15 protein-coding genes and 1 tRNA gene are annotated in these 14,535 nt (G+C 71.5%); 9 read left to right on the top strand and 7 right to left on the bottom strand.

The genetic code is table 11. The annotated features are described in order from the left end of the window. Positions 1 to 19: 19 nt before the first annotated feature. Complete coding sequence (locus AB0P29_RS03250; RefSeq protein ID WP_311284092.1) at positions 20 to 868, bottom strand: LuxR C-terminal-related transcriptional regulator; 849 nt, start codon at positions 866 to 868, stop codon at positions 20 to 22. Positions 869 to 993: 125 nt separating this feature from the next. Between AB0P29_RS03250 and AB0P29_RS03245 the strand changes: the two genes are divergently transcribed. Next, complete coding sequence (locus tag AB0P29_RS03245) at positions 994 to 1,344, top strand: DUF485 domain-containing protein (RefSeq protein ID WP_197471567.1); 351 nt, start codon at positions 994 to 996, stop codon at positions 1,342 to 1,344. Next, the gene (locus AB0P29_RS03240) at positions 1,341 to 2,960 is read left to right on the top strand and encodes a sodium/solute symporter (RefSeq protein WP_363378431.1); all 1,620 of its coding nucleotides are present in this window, start codon (positions 1,341 to 1,343) and stop codon (positions 2,958 to 2,960) included. Before AB0P29_RS03245 ends, AB0P29_RS03240 begins: the two co-directional genes overlap by 4 nt. Before the next feature lie 57 nt (positions 2,961 to 3,017). Here the strand turns inward: AB0P29_RS03240 and AB0P29_RS03235 are convergent, their stop codons facing one another. Further along, entirely contained in the window at positions 3,018 to 3,542 is a 525-nt protein-coding gene (locus AB0P29_RS03235; RefSeq protein WP_363378429.1) for a methylated-DNA--[protein]-cysteine S-methyltransferase, read from the bottom strand. 218 nt (positions 3,543 to 3,760) lie between these two features. Between AB0P29_RS03235 and AB0P29_RS03230 the strand changes: the two genes are divergently transcribed. After that, entirely contained in the window at positions 3,761 to 7,429 is a 3,669-nt protein-coding gene (locus AB0P29_RS03230; protein WP_363378427.1) for an AAA family ATPase, read from the top strand. Positions 7,430 to 7,599: 170 nt separating this feature from the next. Here AB0P29_RS03230 and mscL read toward each other — a convergent pair whose 3' ends face one another. The 3 genes from mscL to AB0P29_RS03215 are packed head-to-tail and all read right to left on the bottom strand — an operon-like array spanning position 7,600 to position 8,974. Then, positions 7,600 to 8,061 (bottom strand): large conductance mechanosensitive channel protein MscL, encoded by a 462-nt coding sequence (gene mscL / locus AB0P29_RS03225; RefSeq protein ID WP_363378425.1) that lies wholly within the window; start codon positions 8,059 to 8,061, stop codon positions 7,600 to 7,602. Between the two features lie 34 nt (positions 8,062 to 8,095). Further along, the gene (locus tag AB0P29_RS03220; protein ID WP_363378423.1) at positions 8,096 to 8,368 is read right to left on the bottom strand and encodes an FmdB family zinc ribbon protein; all 273 of its coding nucleotides are present in this window, start codon (positions 8,366 to 8,368) and stop codon (positions 8,096 to 8,098) included. A gap of 15 nt (positions 8,369 to 8,383) precedes the next feature. Beyond that, complete coding sequence (locus AB0P29_RS03215; RefSeq protein WP_363378421.1) at positions 8,384 to 8,974, bottom strand: 5-formyltetrahydrofolate cyclo-ligase; 591 nt, start codon at positions 8,972 to 8,974, stop codon at positions 8,384 to 8,386. Positions 8,975 to 9,052: 78 nt separating this feature from the next. On the opposite strand from AB0P29_RS03215, the gene galU reads away from it, so the two are divergent. The 4 genes from galU to AB0P29_RS03195 all read left to right on the top strand — a co-directional run bounded on the left by galU (position 9,053) and on the right by AB0P29_RS03195 (position 11,772). Continuing rightward, positions 9,053 to 9,931, top strand: coding sequence for a UTP--glucose-1-phosphate uridylyltransferase GalU (gene galU / locus AB0P29_RS03210; protein ID WP_217532270.1), 879 nt, complete (start codon positions 9,053 to 9,055; stop codon positions 9,929 to 9,931). 22 nt (positions 9,932 to 9,953) lie between these two features. Further along, a complete protein-coding gene (locus AB0P29_RS03205) occupies positions 9,954 to 10,574 on the top strand; it encodes a GNAT family protein (RefSeq protein ID WP_217532312.1) in 621 nt (206 codons plus the stop codon). 72 nt (positions 10,575 to 10,646) lie between these two features. Beyond that, positions 10,647 to 11,642: a large exoprotein gene (locus tag AB0P29_RS03200; RefSeq protein ID WP_217532273.1), complete on the top strand. Its 996-nt coding sequence runs from the start codon at positions 10,647 to 10,649 to the stop codon at positions 11,640 to 11,642. A 54-nt stretch (positions 11,643 to 11,696) separates the two neighbouring features. Beyond that, a tRNA-Ala gene (locus AB0P29_RS03195) sits at positions 11,697 to 11,772 on the top strand. Between the two features lie 47 nt (positions 11,773 to 11,819). On the opposite strand, the gene AB0P29_RS03190 is transcribed toward AB0P29_RS03195, so the two are convergent. Together AB0P29_RS03190 and AB0P29_RS03185 are read right to left on the bottom strand one after the other, a co-directional pair. Further along, entirely contained in the window at positions 11,820 to 11,993 is a 174-nt protein-coding gene (locus AB0P29_RS03190; protein WP_363378418.1) for a hypothetical protein, read from the bottom strand. A gap of 71 nt (positions 11,994 to 12,064) precedes the next feature. Beyond that, entirely contained in the window at positions 12,065 to 13,138 is a 1,074-nt protein-coding gene (locus AB0P29_RS03185) for a Glu/Leu/Phe/Val dehydrogenase dimerization domain-containing protein (protein ID WP_363378416.1), read from the bottom strand. Positions 13,139 to 13,247: 109 nt separating this feature from the next. Between AB0P29_RS03185 and AB0P29_RS03180 the strand changes: the two genes are divergently transcribed. Both AB0P29_RS03180 and AB0P29_RS03175 read left to right on the top strand, forming a co-directional pair. After that, positions 13,248 to 14,051 (top strand): methyltransferase domain-containing protein, encoded by an 804-nt coding sequence (locus tag AB0P29_RS03180; protein ID WP_363378414.1) that lies wholly within the window; start codon positions 13,248 to 13,250, stop codon positions 14,049 to 14,051. A 4-nt stretch (positions 14,052 to 14,055) separates the two neighbouring features. Beyond that, positions 14,056 to 14,532: a YbaK/EbsC family protein gene (locus AB0P29_RS03175; RefSeq protein WP_363378412.1), complete on the top strand. Its 477-nt coding sequence runs from the start codon at positions 14,056 to 14,058 to the stop codon at positions 14,530 to 14,532. The last annotated feature ends 3 nt before the right edge of the window (positions 14,533 to 14,535 follow it).

Below are 14,535 nucleotides of genomic sequence, written 5' to 3'. Positions count from 1 at the left end.
CTAGTGGCGCGCGTGCTCGCTACGGCAGAAGTCCGGCCCGGCGCGCCTTGGCGACGGCGGCGTGGCGGGTCGAAGCATCCAGTTTCGCCATCGCCGCCTGCAGGTACGACTTGACCGTCCCCTCGCGCAGCGACAGCGACGCGGCGATCTCCGCATTGGTGGCGCCGAGCGCGCAGCAGGCGAGCACGTCGAGCTCGCGCGGCGAGAGGGCGACGTCGAGCGATGCCTCGGCCGCCGCCGGTCGCGACATCCCCGCGAGGCGTTTCTCGACCGCCGCGATCCGCTCCCGCAGGTCGGGGTCGGTGACGGATGCGGCGATGCTCCGCAGCTCGGCGTAGCTTTCGCGCAGATCCTCCTGCGCGGAGGCGGGCAGGGCGGGTTCGGCGGGCGTCAGCGCGGCGACGCGACGGTCGACCTCCTCGCGGACGCGCAGCTCGGTCGCGAGCATGTCGGCGGCGCGGAAGGCGGGCCGGCTGACGAGATCTCCGACGGGGCCGGGGGTCCACGACCCGCAGTAGACGATGCCGCGCGGGCGGCCGGTGACGACGACGGGCACGGCCAGCAGGGTCGAGATGCCTTCGCCGAGGATGGCGCGGTCGTAGTCGTGCGTGATCGTGCGCGCGGTGCGGTAGTCCAGGGCGAGGCGGGGTCGCTTCTCGATCATCGCGGCACCGCCCAGACCGCGACCGGCTTCGACGACGAGTCCCTCGATGCTGCGGGTGCGGGTGCCCGAGATCGCGGTGACGTGGACGGCGCCGCCGCGTTCGAGACCGCCGAAGACGACGGGAAAACGCGTCTGACGGGCCAGATCGGACACGGCTCGGGAGACGAGCCGCGTGTCCGCGTCGCTCTCGACCGACGATCCCACGCGTACCTACTTCCGGGGGTGACGGCACCTCTGCCGCCTTCGTACGGTCGAACCTACCACGCGGCCGATTCCCAGGAACGGCTCGTGCGAGCACCGTCGCTCACCCCATGAGGCAAGGAGGCCACATGTCGTCCCAGTCACCCCACGGAGGCGTGGAAGGGAGTGCCATCGACTACGTCGCGGTCGAACGATCGCCGCGGTTCGTCGAGCTGAAGAAGAAGCACCGCAGCGTCGTCTTCCCGCTGGCCGTGCTCTTCCTCATCTGGTACTTCGTCTACGTCCTGCTCTCGTCCTTCGCTCCGGACTTCATGGCGCAGGAGGTGTTCGGTCACATCACGATCGGCCTGCTCCTGGGCCTCGGACAGTTCGTCACCACGTTCGCCATCACGATGGGCTACGTCGCCTTCGCGAACCGCAAGCTCGACCCGATCTCCTCCGAAATCCGGGCAGACCTCGAACGGCAGGAGGCCCGATGACCCCCGTGCTCCTCGCCGCGGCCCCCGCCGGCGCCGCGACGAACAACCCCGTCCTCAACATCTCGATCTTCGGCGCATTTGTCGCGGTGACGCTGTTCATCGTCATCCGCGCCAGTCGCAACAACAAGACGGCCGCCGACTACTACGCCGCAGGCCGCTCCTTCACGGGTCCGCAGAACGGGTTCGCCATCGCCGGCGACTACCTGTCGGCGGCATCCTTCCTCGGCATCGTCGGCGCGATCGCGATCAACGGCTACGACGGGTTCCTCTACTCGATCGGCTTCCTCGTCGCGTGGCTCGTCGCGCTGCTGCTGGTCGCCGAGCTCATGCGCAACACGGGCAAGTTCACGATGGCCGACGTCCTGTCGTTCCGTCTGAAGCAGCGCCCGGTGCGGCTCGCCGCGGCGATCACGACGCTCGCGGTCTGCTTCTTCTACCTGCTCGCCCAGATGGCCGGTGCGGGTGGTCTCGTCTCGCTGCTGCTGGGGATCACCGAGCAGATCGGGCAGTCGATCGTCGTCGCCGTCGTCGGCGTGCTGATGATCGTCTACGTCCTCATCGGTGGCATGAAGGGCACGACGTGGGTGCAGATCGTCAAGGCGTTCCTGCTCATCGGCGGCGCCATCGTCATGACGATCTGGGTGCTCGCGATGAACGGGTTCAGCCTCGACACGCTCCTCGAGGCGGCCGTGCAGAAGTCGACGACTGACCCGCAGGACGCGATTCTCGGCCCTGGCCTGCAGTACGGCGCCAACCCGTGGGACTTCATCTCCCTCGCGATCGCGCTCGTGCTCGGCACCGCGGGGCTGCCGCACGTGCTCATGCGCTTCTACACGGTGCCGACTGCCAAGGAGGCGCGCCGGTCCGTGGTCTGGGCGATCTGGCTGATCGGCCTCTTCTACCTGCTGACGCTCGTCCTGGGCTACGGCGCCGGCGCCATCGTCGGCTCCGAGACGATCAAGGCGGCGCCCGGTGGCGTCAACTCCGCCGCGCCGCTGCTCGCCGAGGCCCTCGGCGGACCGGTGCTGCTCGGGTTCATCTCGGCGGTCGCGTTCGCCACGATCCTCGCGGTCGTCGCCGGGCTCACGATCACGGCCGCGGCATCCTTCGCGCACGACATCTACGCGAACGTCGTGAAGAAGGGGAACGTGCCGCCGGACGGCGAGGTCAAGGTCGCCCGTCGCACGGTCATCGTGATCGGTGTGCTCGCGATCCTGGGTGGCATCGGCGTGCAGGGGCAGAACGTGGCGTTCCTCGTCGCGCTGGCCTTCGCGGTCGCCGCCTCGGCCAACCTGCCGACGATCCTGTACTCGCTGTTCTGGCGCAAGTTCACGACGCGCGGCGCCGTGTGGAGCATGTACGGGGGACTCGCGACCGCGATCGTGCTCATCGTTCTGTCGCCCGTCTTCTGGGGCACCGAGACGAGTGTGTTCAAGAACGTCGGCACGGCGATCTGGCCGCTCAACAACCCGGGCATCGTCTCGATCCCGGTGGGCTTCCTCCTCGGCTGGCTGGGGTCGGTGACCTCCCGCAAGGCCGAGGACGCCACGAAGGCCGCCGAGATGGAGGTCCGCTCGCTGACCGGGTACGGCGCCGAGAAGGCGGTCGACCACTAAGAGCGGATGCCGCGACGAGGCGGGCAGGGACGGCCTACACGTCCCTGCCCGCCTCCGTCATGCGCGGCCCGTCGCGCCCGCGACCCGCTCCTCGAGGTCGAGAAGGAACCGCTTGTGCTCGGGCCGGCCGCCGTACTCGCCGAGTGAGCCGTCGCTGCGGATCACACGGTGAGCGGGCAGCACGATCGACCAGGGGGTGCGGGCGCACGCGGTCCCCACCGCGCGATGCGCCCGCGGGGACCCCGCGGCGATGGCGATCTCGGCGTACGACGCCGTCTCGCCGTACGGGATCCCGGCGATGGCCTCGAGTGCCTGCCGCGTGAAGCCCGCCGTGAGTCGCCAGTCGAGCGGCACCGAGAAGGCCCGCCGTGTGCCGGCGAAGTACTCGTCGAGCTCGCCGGCTGCCTCCCGCGCCGGACCGTCGTCGGGCACCGGCACGCTGTGCAGCAGCAGGCTGAGCCGGGAGACCTCGGCGTAGGCCGGGCCGTCCAGCACCGACAGCGCGACGAGACCCTCCTCGGTCGTCACCAGGAGGGCCTCGCCGATCGGTGTCGGGTGCACCGAGTAGGTTGCGATCGTCATGTCCTCATCATGGCTGCGAGGCCGAGACGCCGAGAACGGGGGAGGAGCGGGCGGGGGAGAAGCGGCATCCCGACCCGGATGTGGAGGAATCGGCGCCCGAGTGAGGGTCGATCCGCGAAACTCGGCCGTCGATCCCGCTTTCCGGGCTCGACGCGCCTAGTGTTTTCGGTGTGTGGCGAGCAGAGAGCGGTGCTGTGCGCGGCGAGAGTGCCGAGCAGATGTCCGCGGTGACCCCGGCGGACGTGACGCTGTCCGACCCCGAGGTCCTCGTCATGCACGCGGCCGTCCCCGAGCGCAAACGACTGCGCGAGGAGGCCGCCCAGCTGGGCGGCGCCTCGACGCTCCTCCACTATCGCGACGACGGCGACGCCGGCATCGACATCACCAAGGCCCACCCGGGCAGCCTGCCGCAGTTCATCACGGGTCGTCCCACCCTGCTGTCGAACATGTTCCGCGACGAGGTGGCCCTCCGCACCGCGCGTCTGGCCGCCGAGCGCATCACGTCGAAGGACGTCGAACTGCGCACGGCGCGCGGCCTCGACACCGTGCACCTGGCCATCGGCATGGCGTCGTGGCGCATCGGCGGGGTCAGCTGCACCGCGCCCGTCCTGCTGCGTCCGCTGACGATCCGCCGTCACCACACCGACTTCGACCTGCGGTTGCACGGGCCCTTCCACGTCAACCGCGAACTGGTCACCGCGGCCCGCATCCACTTCGGCGTCGACCTCGACGGCGACGCGCTCGCCACCCTCGCCTACGACGGCGGCGTGTTCCAGCCGCAGCCCGTCATCGACCGGCTGCGCGCCCTGACGGCGCACGTCCCCACCTTCACGGTGCAGCCGCGGCTCGTGGTCTCGACCTTCGCCGACGTCGCCTCCGACATGGAGCGGGACGCCGTCGACCTCGACCACCCCGTGCTCAACGCGCTCGCGGGTCACCCCGCCGATCGCGAGCGCCTCTCGTTCGTGCGCCCGCAGCCCGACGCCGTCGGCCCCGACGACCGCACGCCCGCCTCGGACCGCCTGATCCTCGACGCGGATGCGGAGCAGGAGGCGGTGCTCGCCCGTATCACCGAGGGGCAGTCGCTGGCCGTCCACACCCTTCCCGGAACGGGCGGCACGCAGACGGTCATCAACGCCGTCGGCGAGCTCGTCCGCTCGGGAAAGCGGGTGCTCGTCGTGAGCGCCCGCCGGTCGACCCTCGACGGCGTCCGCCACCGGTTGGCCGGCATCGGCCTGCCCGGCCTCGCGGTGTCGCCGACCCGGCTGCACCGCGACCTCATCCGCGCGATCGCCCGCAACGAGAAGGCCGAACAGCCCAAGGTCGCCGAGGTGGACGACGCCCTCGTGCGCCTGCGCACCGTGCTGCGCGACTACCGTGCCGCGCTGACCCAGCGTCACGCCTCGGTCGGTGTCTCCCCGCTCGAGGCCCTGCGCGAACTCACCCGCATCGCCGACCACGAGCCGCAGCCGAGCGCCACCACACGCTTCGACCTCGCGACGGTGCAGCGCCTCGCGACACGCCGCGTCGAGGCCGCGGAGGCACTCGCGGCATCCGCTCGCCTCGGCGAGTTCCGCATCGGACCCGACGACTCGCCCTGGTACGGCGTCGCGTTCTCGACGACCGACGAGGCCCGCGCCGCGCACGCGCTCGCCGGCCGATTGCACCGCGCCGAGGTGCCCGCGCTCCTCGAGCGCGGCTACGAGCTGATCGGCCAGACGCGGATGCGGCCGTTCACGACCATCGCCGAGATGGGCTCGTACGTGCAACTGCTGCAGGGCATCCGCGCGTCGCTCGACCGCTTCAGCCCCACCGTGTTCGAGCGCCCCCTCACCGACCTGATCGCCGCGCACTCGTCGCGTCGCGACTCGGCGCAGATGACGACGGCCAACCGCAGGCGGCTGCGCCGCCTGTCGAAGGAGTACGTGCGGCCCGGCATGCACGTCACCGACATGCACGAAGCGCTCCTGCGGGTGCAGAACCAGCGCACGCAGTGGCAGCAGCTCGTCGATGCCGGCGTCACGCCCGAGATCCCGATCGGTCTCGACGACGTCGCGGCCGCATGGCAGCGGGCGAACGCCGACCTCGCCGACCTCGACCGCGCGCTCGGTCGCACCGAGCCGCTGGCGAGCCTGCCGATCCCGCAGCTGCTGCGGACGCTCGCGGGCCTCGCCGCGGCATCCGACGTCTTCGACAACCTCGTCGAGCGTGCAGCGCTGCGCAGCGAACTCGCGCAGCTCGGTCTCGAGCCCCTCCTCATGGAGCTCTCGACCCGCCACGTCCCCGAGTCCGAGGTGGCCGCGGAGTTCGAGTACGCATGGTGGCGCTCCGCGCTCGAAGCCATGCTGCGCTCGGATCGCGCCCTGCTCGGCGCGAACACCACGGTGCTCGACCGCCTCGAGCGCGACTTCCGTCTCGTCGACGAAGCGCACGCCTCGTCGTCCGGGCCCCTGCTGGCCTCGGAACTCGCCAAGCGGTGGCGCATCGCGATCGTCGACGAGCCGCGCGAGGCGGCCTCGCTGAAGTCGGCGCTGCGCGGCGGCACCGCGTCGGCGTCGGAGCTCGTCGCCTCGGCGCCGACCCTCATGCGGGTGCTCGCGCCGGTCTGGCTCGCGTCGCCCTACGAGGTGCCGCACGTGCCGGATCACCCCGAGTTCGACGTCGTCATCATCGCCGACGCGGCCGCGCTGTGCCTCGCCGAAGCGACGCCCGCGCTGCGCCGCGCCCGGCAGATCGTCGTCTTCGGCGACCCGGTGACGCAGAAGCCGACACCGTTCCGGCTCTGGTCGGGACGCGGCGACGACCCCGAGGCGTCCGAGGTGCCGTTCGACGACACGAGCGTCTTCGAGCGACTGAGCGAACTGATCCCCGTCGAGACCCTGACCCGCAGCTACCGCGCCGGGGGAGAGGACCTCGCCGAGCTCGTCAACGACGCGTTCTACGGCGGTGCGATCGGCTCGCTTCCCTGGGCGGGGTCGTACCTCGGTCGCGGCAGCCTCAGCGTCGACTACGTCGAGGGCGGCACGGGCGCGCCGAACCCCGACACGGGGGCCGTGGAGAGCCCGGATGCCGAGGTCGCCCGCGTCGTCACGCTCGTCGTCGAGCACGCGATCAACCGTCCCGCCGAGTCGCTCATGGTCGTCACCGCGTCGGCGCGCCACGCCGAGCGCGTGCGCGCGGCGGTCGCGAGCGCGTTCGCGGGGCGTTCGGACGTCGCCGACTTCGTCGGCCGCGAGACCGCCGAGCCGTTCGCCGTCCTCGGCCTCGAGGAATCGGTCGCCGAGAGCCGCGACCGCGTCATCTTCTCGCTCGGGTTCGGTCTGACCAAGCACGGCCGCGTCCTCAGCGACTTCGGCGACCTGTCCACCGCCGACGGCGAGCGGCTTCTGACGGTCGGCATGACCCGCGCCCGCCGGTCGATGGTGATCGTCTCGTCGATCCGGCCCTCGGCCTTCGACGAGGGACGCCTGACCTTCGGCGCCGCCACCCTCATGGCCATCCTCGGTCGGATCGCTGCCCGCGGGCGCGACGCGCGACTGGAGGACCTCGCCGATCCGCTCACCCTGACCCTCGCGCAGCACCTGCGGAGCCTCGGTGTCTCCGTCGACGTGCACTACCGCGGCGGTCAACTCCCGCTCGTCGCGCAGTACAAGGGCAAGGCCGTCGTGGCCGACATCGACCCCGAGAGCACGCACGACAGCCTGCGCGAGACGCTCCGTCGGCGACCGCAGCTGCTGCGCCGCCTCGGCTGGCACTACGTGCGCGTCCACGCGTTCGACGTCTACAACGATCCCGCCGCCGTGGCTCTCCGCATCGCCGGGGTCATCGGCGTGCAGCCCGAGACGCCGTCCGCCCCCGGATCCACCCAGCCGATCGATGTCGACTGAGCGCCAGCGCGTGGAGCGGGTGCCGGGGTCCCGTCGTGCGCGGCTGACCCCTGCGCCGGGCACGGACCCGGCCCCCGAGACGCCGAACGGGCCGGACGCGGGGGAACCCCCGGCATCCGGCCCGAACGATGAACGACTGCGGAACGACGTCCCGCCGCACTACTGACGCGTCAGATCGACGGCGACGGCGGTTCGGTCGACCGGCGCGTGGCCGGTGCGGGCGCGCTGCCCTGCTTCTCGAGCAGGTCGCGGATCTGGACGAGCAGCTCGGCCTCGGTGGGGAGCTTCGCCTCCTCCTCGACGACGCCGGCCTTGGCGGCCTGACGCTCCTTCCACTTGTTCATCGGGACGACGAACACGAGGTAGACGACAAGCGCGACGGCGAGGAAGCTGATGATCGCGGTGAGAAGACCACCGAGCGGGAAGGTGACCGGTTCACCGTGGATTCCGACGAACGAGGGACCGATCGACCCCGTCTTCGGGTCGGGCAGGTAGAAGAGCGCGATCAGCGGGTTGATGATGCTGGTCACGATCGCGGTGACCAACGCGGTGAACGCACCGCCGATGACCACGGCGACCGCCAGGTCGATGACGTTGCCGCGCATAATGAAGTCTTTGAAGCCCTGGATCACGGCTCCTCCTTCCTCCGCCGGCACGGAGCCGGGGCTACGAACCCGCGGGGGCGGGCGAAGCGGACGCTTCGGATTTCTTCGATGATGTCGAAGAACCCGAGCTTTCGCCAGAGGATGCAGAGGAGCTGGTGCTGCGCGAGTCGGTGCGGTAGAAGCCCGAGCCGTTGAAGGTCACGCCGATCGAGCCGTACTGCTTGCGGACGAGACCGCCGCACTCGGGGCACTCGGTGAGCGCGGCGTCGGAGAACGACTGGACGGCGTCGAAACGGTGACCGCACGCGGTGCAGGCATAGGCGTAGGTGGGCATGGGACCTCGGGTGACTCAGCGAAGGGGAAGGCGGACGGTGCGGGTCGGGGTGACGGCCCCCGAGACGGGCTGGTCGTGCAGTTCGCGCGGGACCTCGTCGATCAGCTCGGAGTCGAAGATGACGGCGTAGACGGGCGGGCACTTCTCCATCGAGCCGATGGTCTTGTCGAAGTAGCCACGCCCCCAGCCCAGCCGCATCCCGCTGCGGTCGACGGCGGCCGCGGGGATCACGAGCAGGTCGACGTCGTTCACGGCGACGGGGCTGAGCAGTTCGCCCACGGGTTCGGGCAGGCCGAACATGCCCTCGGCGATGTCGCCCTCGTGCTCGGCGACCGCCCAGTCGAGCAGACCGTCGGCACGCGTCACCGGCAGCAGGACCCGGATGCCGCGCGCCACCGCAGCGGCGATGAACTCGCGCGTGCCGGGCTCGGTGGTCGTCGAGAGGAAGCAGGACATGGATCGGACGCCGTGGTCGGCGACGAGCGCGTCGAGCTGGGTCCGGATGCCGGCGGCGGCCTCCTCGAGGGCGCCGGCCGAGCGCTGCTGACGGCGTTCGCGGAGCTCGGCGCGCAGCGCGCGCTTCTCGCTGTCCACGGGGCCGGTCATGGTCCGATTGTAAAGGGACACGCCCGCCGTCCCCGTCGTGTCACATCACGGACCCGACGGATCTGTAGGGTGAAGGTCATGTCCGCCGAGCGCATCAAAGCCGTCATCCCTGCCGCGGGTCTGGGTACGCGATTCCTGCCCGCCACGAAAGCCATGCCGAAGGAGATGCTGCCGGTCGTCGACAAGCCCGCGATCCAGTACGTCGTCGAGGAGGCCGTCTCAGCCGGCATCGACGATGTGCTCATCATCCTGGGGCGCAACAAGAACAACATCTCCAACCACTTCGACTCCGTCCCCGAGCTCGAGTCCAACCTCTCGAAGAAGGGCGACCACGAGAAGCTCAAGCGGGTGCAGGACTCGTCGGACATGGCCGACATCCACTTCGTCCGGCAGGGCGAGCCGAAGGGTCTCGGTCACGCGGTGCTGCGTGCCCGTGCGCACGTGGGCGACAGCACGTTCGCGGTGCTGCTCGGCGACGACCTGATCGACGCGCGCGACGTGCTGCTCGAGAAGATGCTCGAGCAGAACAAGAAGACCGGCCTGACCGTCGTCGCGCTCATGGAGGTCTCGCCCGACCAGATCCACATGTACGGTGCCGCCGCCGTCGAGGCGACCGACGAGGAGGACGTGGTCAAGGTCACGGGCCTTGTCGAGAAGCCGAAGAAGGAGGATGCCCCCTCCAACTACGCCATCATCGGCCGCTACGTCCTGACGCCCGGCGTCTTCGATGTGCTCGAGCGCACCGAGCCCGGCAAGGGCGGCGAGATCCAGCTGACCGACGCGCTCGAGGAGCTCGCCTCGACCGACGGCGTCCTCGGCGTCGTCTTCCGCGGTCGCCGCTACGACACGGGTGACCGCGCCGACTACATCAAGGCGATCGTGCAGCTCGCGGTCGACCGTGAGGACCTGGGCGCCGAGCTTCGGCCGTGGATCAAGGACTTCGCATCGGGTCTGTGAACCCGACGCGTCACTGATGGGCATGGACGGGCCGGTCGTGCGCGCGCACGGCCCGATCTCGATCCGGCTCGTGCGACCGCGTGACGCGAAGACGCTGCAGACCGAGCTCGTGCAGAACCGGTCGTGGCTGCGGCAGTGGGAGGCGACGAGCCCCGACGGTCCGATCTCGCTCGACATGCGCAGCGGGGTGCGCCGGCTGCTGCAGCAGTACCGCGACGGCACCGGTGTGCCCTACGTCATGGAGTACGACGGCGAGATCGCCGGGCAGCTGAATGTGTGGGGGATCGCCCGCGGGTCGCTCTCGTCGGCGACGATCGGGTACTGGGTGAGTGAGCGCTTCGCCGGCAAGGGCATCACGCCGACCTCGGTCGCGCTCGCGACGGACGTCTGCTTCGAGGACCTGCGTCTGCACCGGATGGAGATCTGCATCCGCCCCGAGAACGCCAAGAGCCTGCGGGTCGTGCAGAAGCTCGGCTTCCGCTACGAGGGGCTGCGGCGGCGCTACATCCACATCGACGGCGAGTGGCGCGACCACTACGCGTTCGCGCTCGTGCGCGAAGAGGTCCGGGAGGGCGTCCTCAACCGGTGGTTGGCGGGGCGCGCGCCGCAGGATGCGGCATCCATCCCTCCGTCGGACCGTTAACCCTCAACCAGAAGTTCAGACACGCCCAGCGGATGCCGGGCCCCACCGCTCCGGCGACATACGGTGAGCGGCATGGGTGAGCAGGTGATGGGTGGCGGGGTGATCGTCCTCGTTGCCGTCCTCTTGTGGCTGTTGTACCTCCTGCCCTCGTGGCACAGCCGGCACCAATACCAGGCTGCCGAACGGAATGCCGTACGTCTGAACCAGGCTCTCCGTGTCCTCGCCGAGACGAGCGAGACCCCCGGCGAGGTGCGCCTCGAGCTCAACGCGCGCACCGCGCTCGCACAGCAGCGCCTCGCGCGTCGTGTGCAGGCCGAGCAGGAGAGCGTCGGCCTCGAGGCCGCACGCGCCGAACTGGCTGCCGCGAAGGCGCAGGCCGCGCTCGACCGCGAGCTCGCGAAGGCCGACCGTCGTCGTGCGGTCGCCGACGCCGAGGCGGCACGCGAGAAAGCCCGAGCGGGTGCCGCCATCGCCCGCGAGCGTGCCATCGCGGAGGCCGCCGCGGCCCGAGCGCTGCCGGCGGCACGGCGTGCGCGCGCACGGCGTCGCGTGCGGCTGACCGCGACCATCGTCGGTGTCCTCGCCGTCGTCGCGGCCGGTGTCGGGGGTTACTTCGGCGCGATCGGCGCCGGGTGGACCCTGCTCGCGGTCGGAGCCGTCGTCGCCGCGTCGAGCCTGCTCGTGCTCGCACGCATGAACACCGTCGCGCGACGCGCGGCATCCCGCGTCCTCCCCGCCGAGGTCGTGCGTGCCCCGGGCGCCGTGCAGGACGTCGCACTCGACTCCGACCGTGCGGAGTGGACGCCGCGCACCCTTCCGCGACCGCTCACCGCCTCGGCGGGCTCCCGCGCCGCGGCCGTGCTCGACGCGTCCGAGGCGCGCGAGGCGCTGCGTCAGGCGGCCGTCGAAGAGGCGATGCGCGAGCGTGCCGCGCAGGCCGCGCCGCCGTCGATCGACACCGCCCGTCGCACCCGTGCGGCCGAGGTCGCCTTCGCTGGACCGGCCGACGACGACCGCATCGAGGCGCACGTGCGGGAGCTGCTCGCTCGCCGCGCATCGGGGCAGTGAGACCCCGCCTCGCGTTCGAGCGGTCCGTTCGGTCGTGGTAATGTTGAGGCTTCCGGGCCTGTGGCGCAGTTGGTAGCGCGCTTCGTTCGCAATGAAGAGGTCAGGGGTTCGAATCCCCTCAGGTCCACCACCGGAAAGACCCCCGCTCGCGGGGGTCTTTCGCTGTCTCTGACGTCTTCAGTCCGGCAGCGTCGCCGAGCGGTCGAGCCGCGCCGTCGTCATCCCCGTGACGCACAGGTACTCCGAGAGGTACATCCGCCCCATCGCCCCCCGCGCCGCCCCGTAGACGAGCAGCTGCGCACGCGAGGCGCCGGGGAAGAGCTCGGCCTCGGTGAACAACAGCCGCGTCATCGCGACGTCGGCCGCGGGGTCGCCGCACGCGGTCGACTGCCAGTCGATCGTCGCGATGCCGCCGCCCGCCGTCAGACCGCCGCGGGCTCGCGCCTGCCGGCAGCCAGCCGCTCGGCCGCGTAGGCCTCGGCCGCGTCGAGCGGGGTGACCCCGCGTGCGGCGGCGTCGTCGAACAGCCGGCGCAGGGTGTCGCCGATGCCGTCGATGCGGGTCGCGATCTCGTCGCGGTGACCGGGCGTCCGCGCCTCGACGTCGAGGTAGATGACGCCGCCGGCGTTCGCGACGAAGTCGGGGGCGTAGAGGATGCCGCGGTCCGCGAGGCGTGCGGCGCCCGAGCGGTCGGCGAGCGGGTTGTTCGCGGGTCCGCAGACGGCCTTCGCCGCGAGCGCGTCGATGACGTCGTCGTCCAGGACGCCGCCGATGCCGGCCGGGACGAACACGTCCGCCGGCACGAGGTGCTCGGTGCCGGGCTCGACCCACGTCGCGCCGAGCTCCGCCGCGAGCGACATCTTCGCCGGGTTCACGTCGGTGACCGTGAGGAGCGCGCCCTCGCCCGACAGGCGCACGGCGAGCCGGCTGCCCACCTGGCCGAGGCCCGAGATCGTGATGCGGCGGCCGGCCACCTCGGGGGACCCCGCGAGGCGCTCGAGCGTCGCACGGAGGGCGGCGTACACGCCGCGGCTCGTGGGACCGGCGGGCTCGCCCGAGCCGCCGACCGAGTCGGGCAGCCCCACGACGTGCGCGGTGCGCTCGCTGACGACGAGCATGTCCTCCGTCGTCGAGCCCACGTCCTCCGCCGTGCGGTACAGGCCGCCGAACGACTCGACGGCGTCGCCGAGGTCGAGGAAGGCCGCGCGTCGACGCTCGGCGTCGAGGGTGTCGCCCTCGCGCAGCGCGATGACCGACTTGCCGCCCCCGGCATCCAGCCCCGCAGTCGCGTTCTTGAGCGTCATCGCGGCCGACAGCCGCAGCGCGTCGCCCATCGCATCGGACCAGTGCGGGTAACGCCACAGGCGGGCGCCGCCGAGGGCGGGGCCGAGCGCCGAGGAGTGCAGGGCGACGGTGACGACGAGTCCGCTGCGCCGACCCGTGATCACCTCCACACGTTCGTGGGTGAGATCGGGCAGGGGCAGGGTGTGCGTCATTGCATTCCTTCTCGGCGGGCCTTGTGGGCGCTGCGGTGTGGATGCCGCCGATGTGCGGCATCCGTCATCATTCTGCCTCGCATATCGCTCGACGCCTAGGCTGTCGACCATGCAGACCGAGCGGTACTCCCACGGCCACCACGAGAGCGTGCTGCGGGCGCACACCTGGCGGACGGCGGAGAACTCGGTCGGGTACCTGCTGCCGCACCTGCGGCCCGGCGCCTCGCTCTTTGACGTCGGCGCGGGCCCGGGCACGATCACCGTCGACCTGGCGCGTCGCCTCGCCCCCGGCCGGGTCGTCGGCGTCGACGCGTCGGCCGACGTCGTCGCCCAGGCGCAGGCCCATGCCGCGGCCGAGGGCGTCACGAACGTCACCTTCGCGACCGCCGACGCCTACCGCCTCGACGCCGCAGACGGATCCTTCGACATCGTGCACACGCACCAGCTGCTGCAGCACCTCGCACGTCCCGTCGACGCCCTGCGCGAGTTCCGTCGCGTCGCGGGGCCGGACGGGCTCGTCGCCGCGCGCGAGGTCGACTACGCGGGCATCATCATCCACCCCCACATCCCCGCGCTCGACGACTGGCTCGACCTGCTGCTGCGGATGGGGCGCACCAACGGCGGTGAGCCGTCGGCGGGACGACGCCTCAAGGCGTGGGCGCGCGCGGCCGGGTTCGCCGACGTCGCCGTGAGCGCGTCGACCTGGCTGTTCGAGACCGACGAGCAGCGGGCCTGGTGGGGCGGGTCGTGGGCCGACCGCGCCCTGCACTCCTCGTACGCCGACCACGCGCTCGAGCAGGGCATCGCCGAACGTGCCGACCTCGAACGCATCTCGGCGGGATGGCGCGAGTGGGCCGCGTCCGAGGACGGCTGGCTGCTCATGCCCCACGGCGAGATCCTGGCGAGAGGCTGACCCCGTGACCGAGAACCTCAGCGCGCGCAGCCGCCTCGTGCACGACGCCCTGCGGGCCGCCGGCATCCCGGGGGAGATCGTCGTCCTGCCCGATGCCGCTTCCACCGCGGCGCTCGCCGCCGCCGCCCTCGGGGTCGAGGTCGGCGCGATCGCCAACAGCCTCGTGTTCCGGTGCGACGGTGCGCCCCTGCTCGTCATGACCAGCGGCGCCCACCGCGTCGACACCGCCGCCCTCGCCGCGCGCCTCGGGCGAGGGAGGATCAGCCGGGCGACGCCCGACCAGGTGCGCGAGGCGACTGGCCAGGCCATCGGCGGCGTCGCGCCCACCGGGCACCCCGCGCCGCTCGAGACCCTCGTCGACGAGGACCTCGCCGGCTACCCGCAGATCTGGGCGGCCGGCGGCACCCCGCACACGGTCTTCCCGATGACGTTCGACGAGCTCGTGCGCCTCACCGGCGGCCGGGTCGTCTCCGTCGTCTGAGGA

The sequence above is a fragment of the Microbacterium sp. NPDC080220 genome, assembly GCF_040686395.1.
Classification (GTDB): domain Bacteria; phylum Actinomycetota; class Actinomycetes; order Actinomycetales; family Microbacteriaceae; genus Microbacterium; species Microbacterium gawkjiense.
This window is presented reverse-complemented; position numbering and strand designations above follow the sequence as displayed.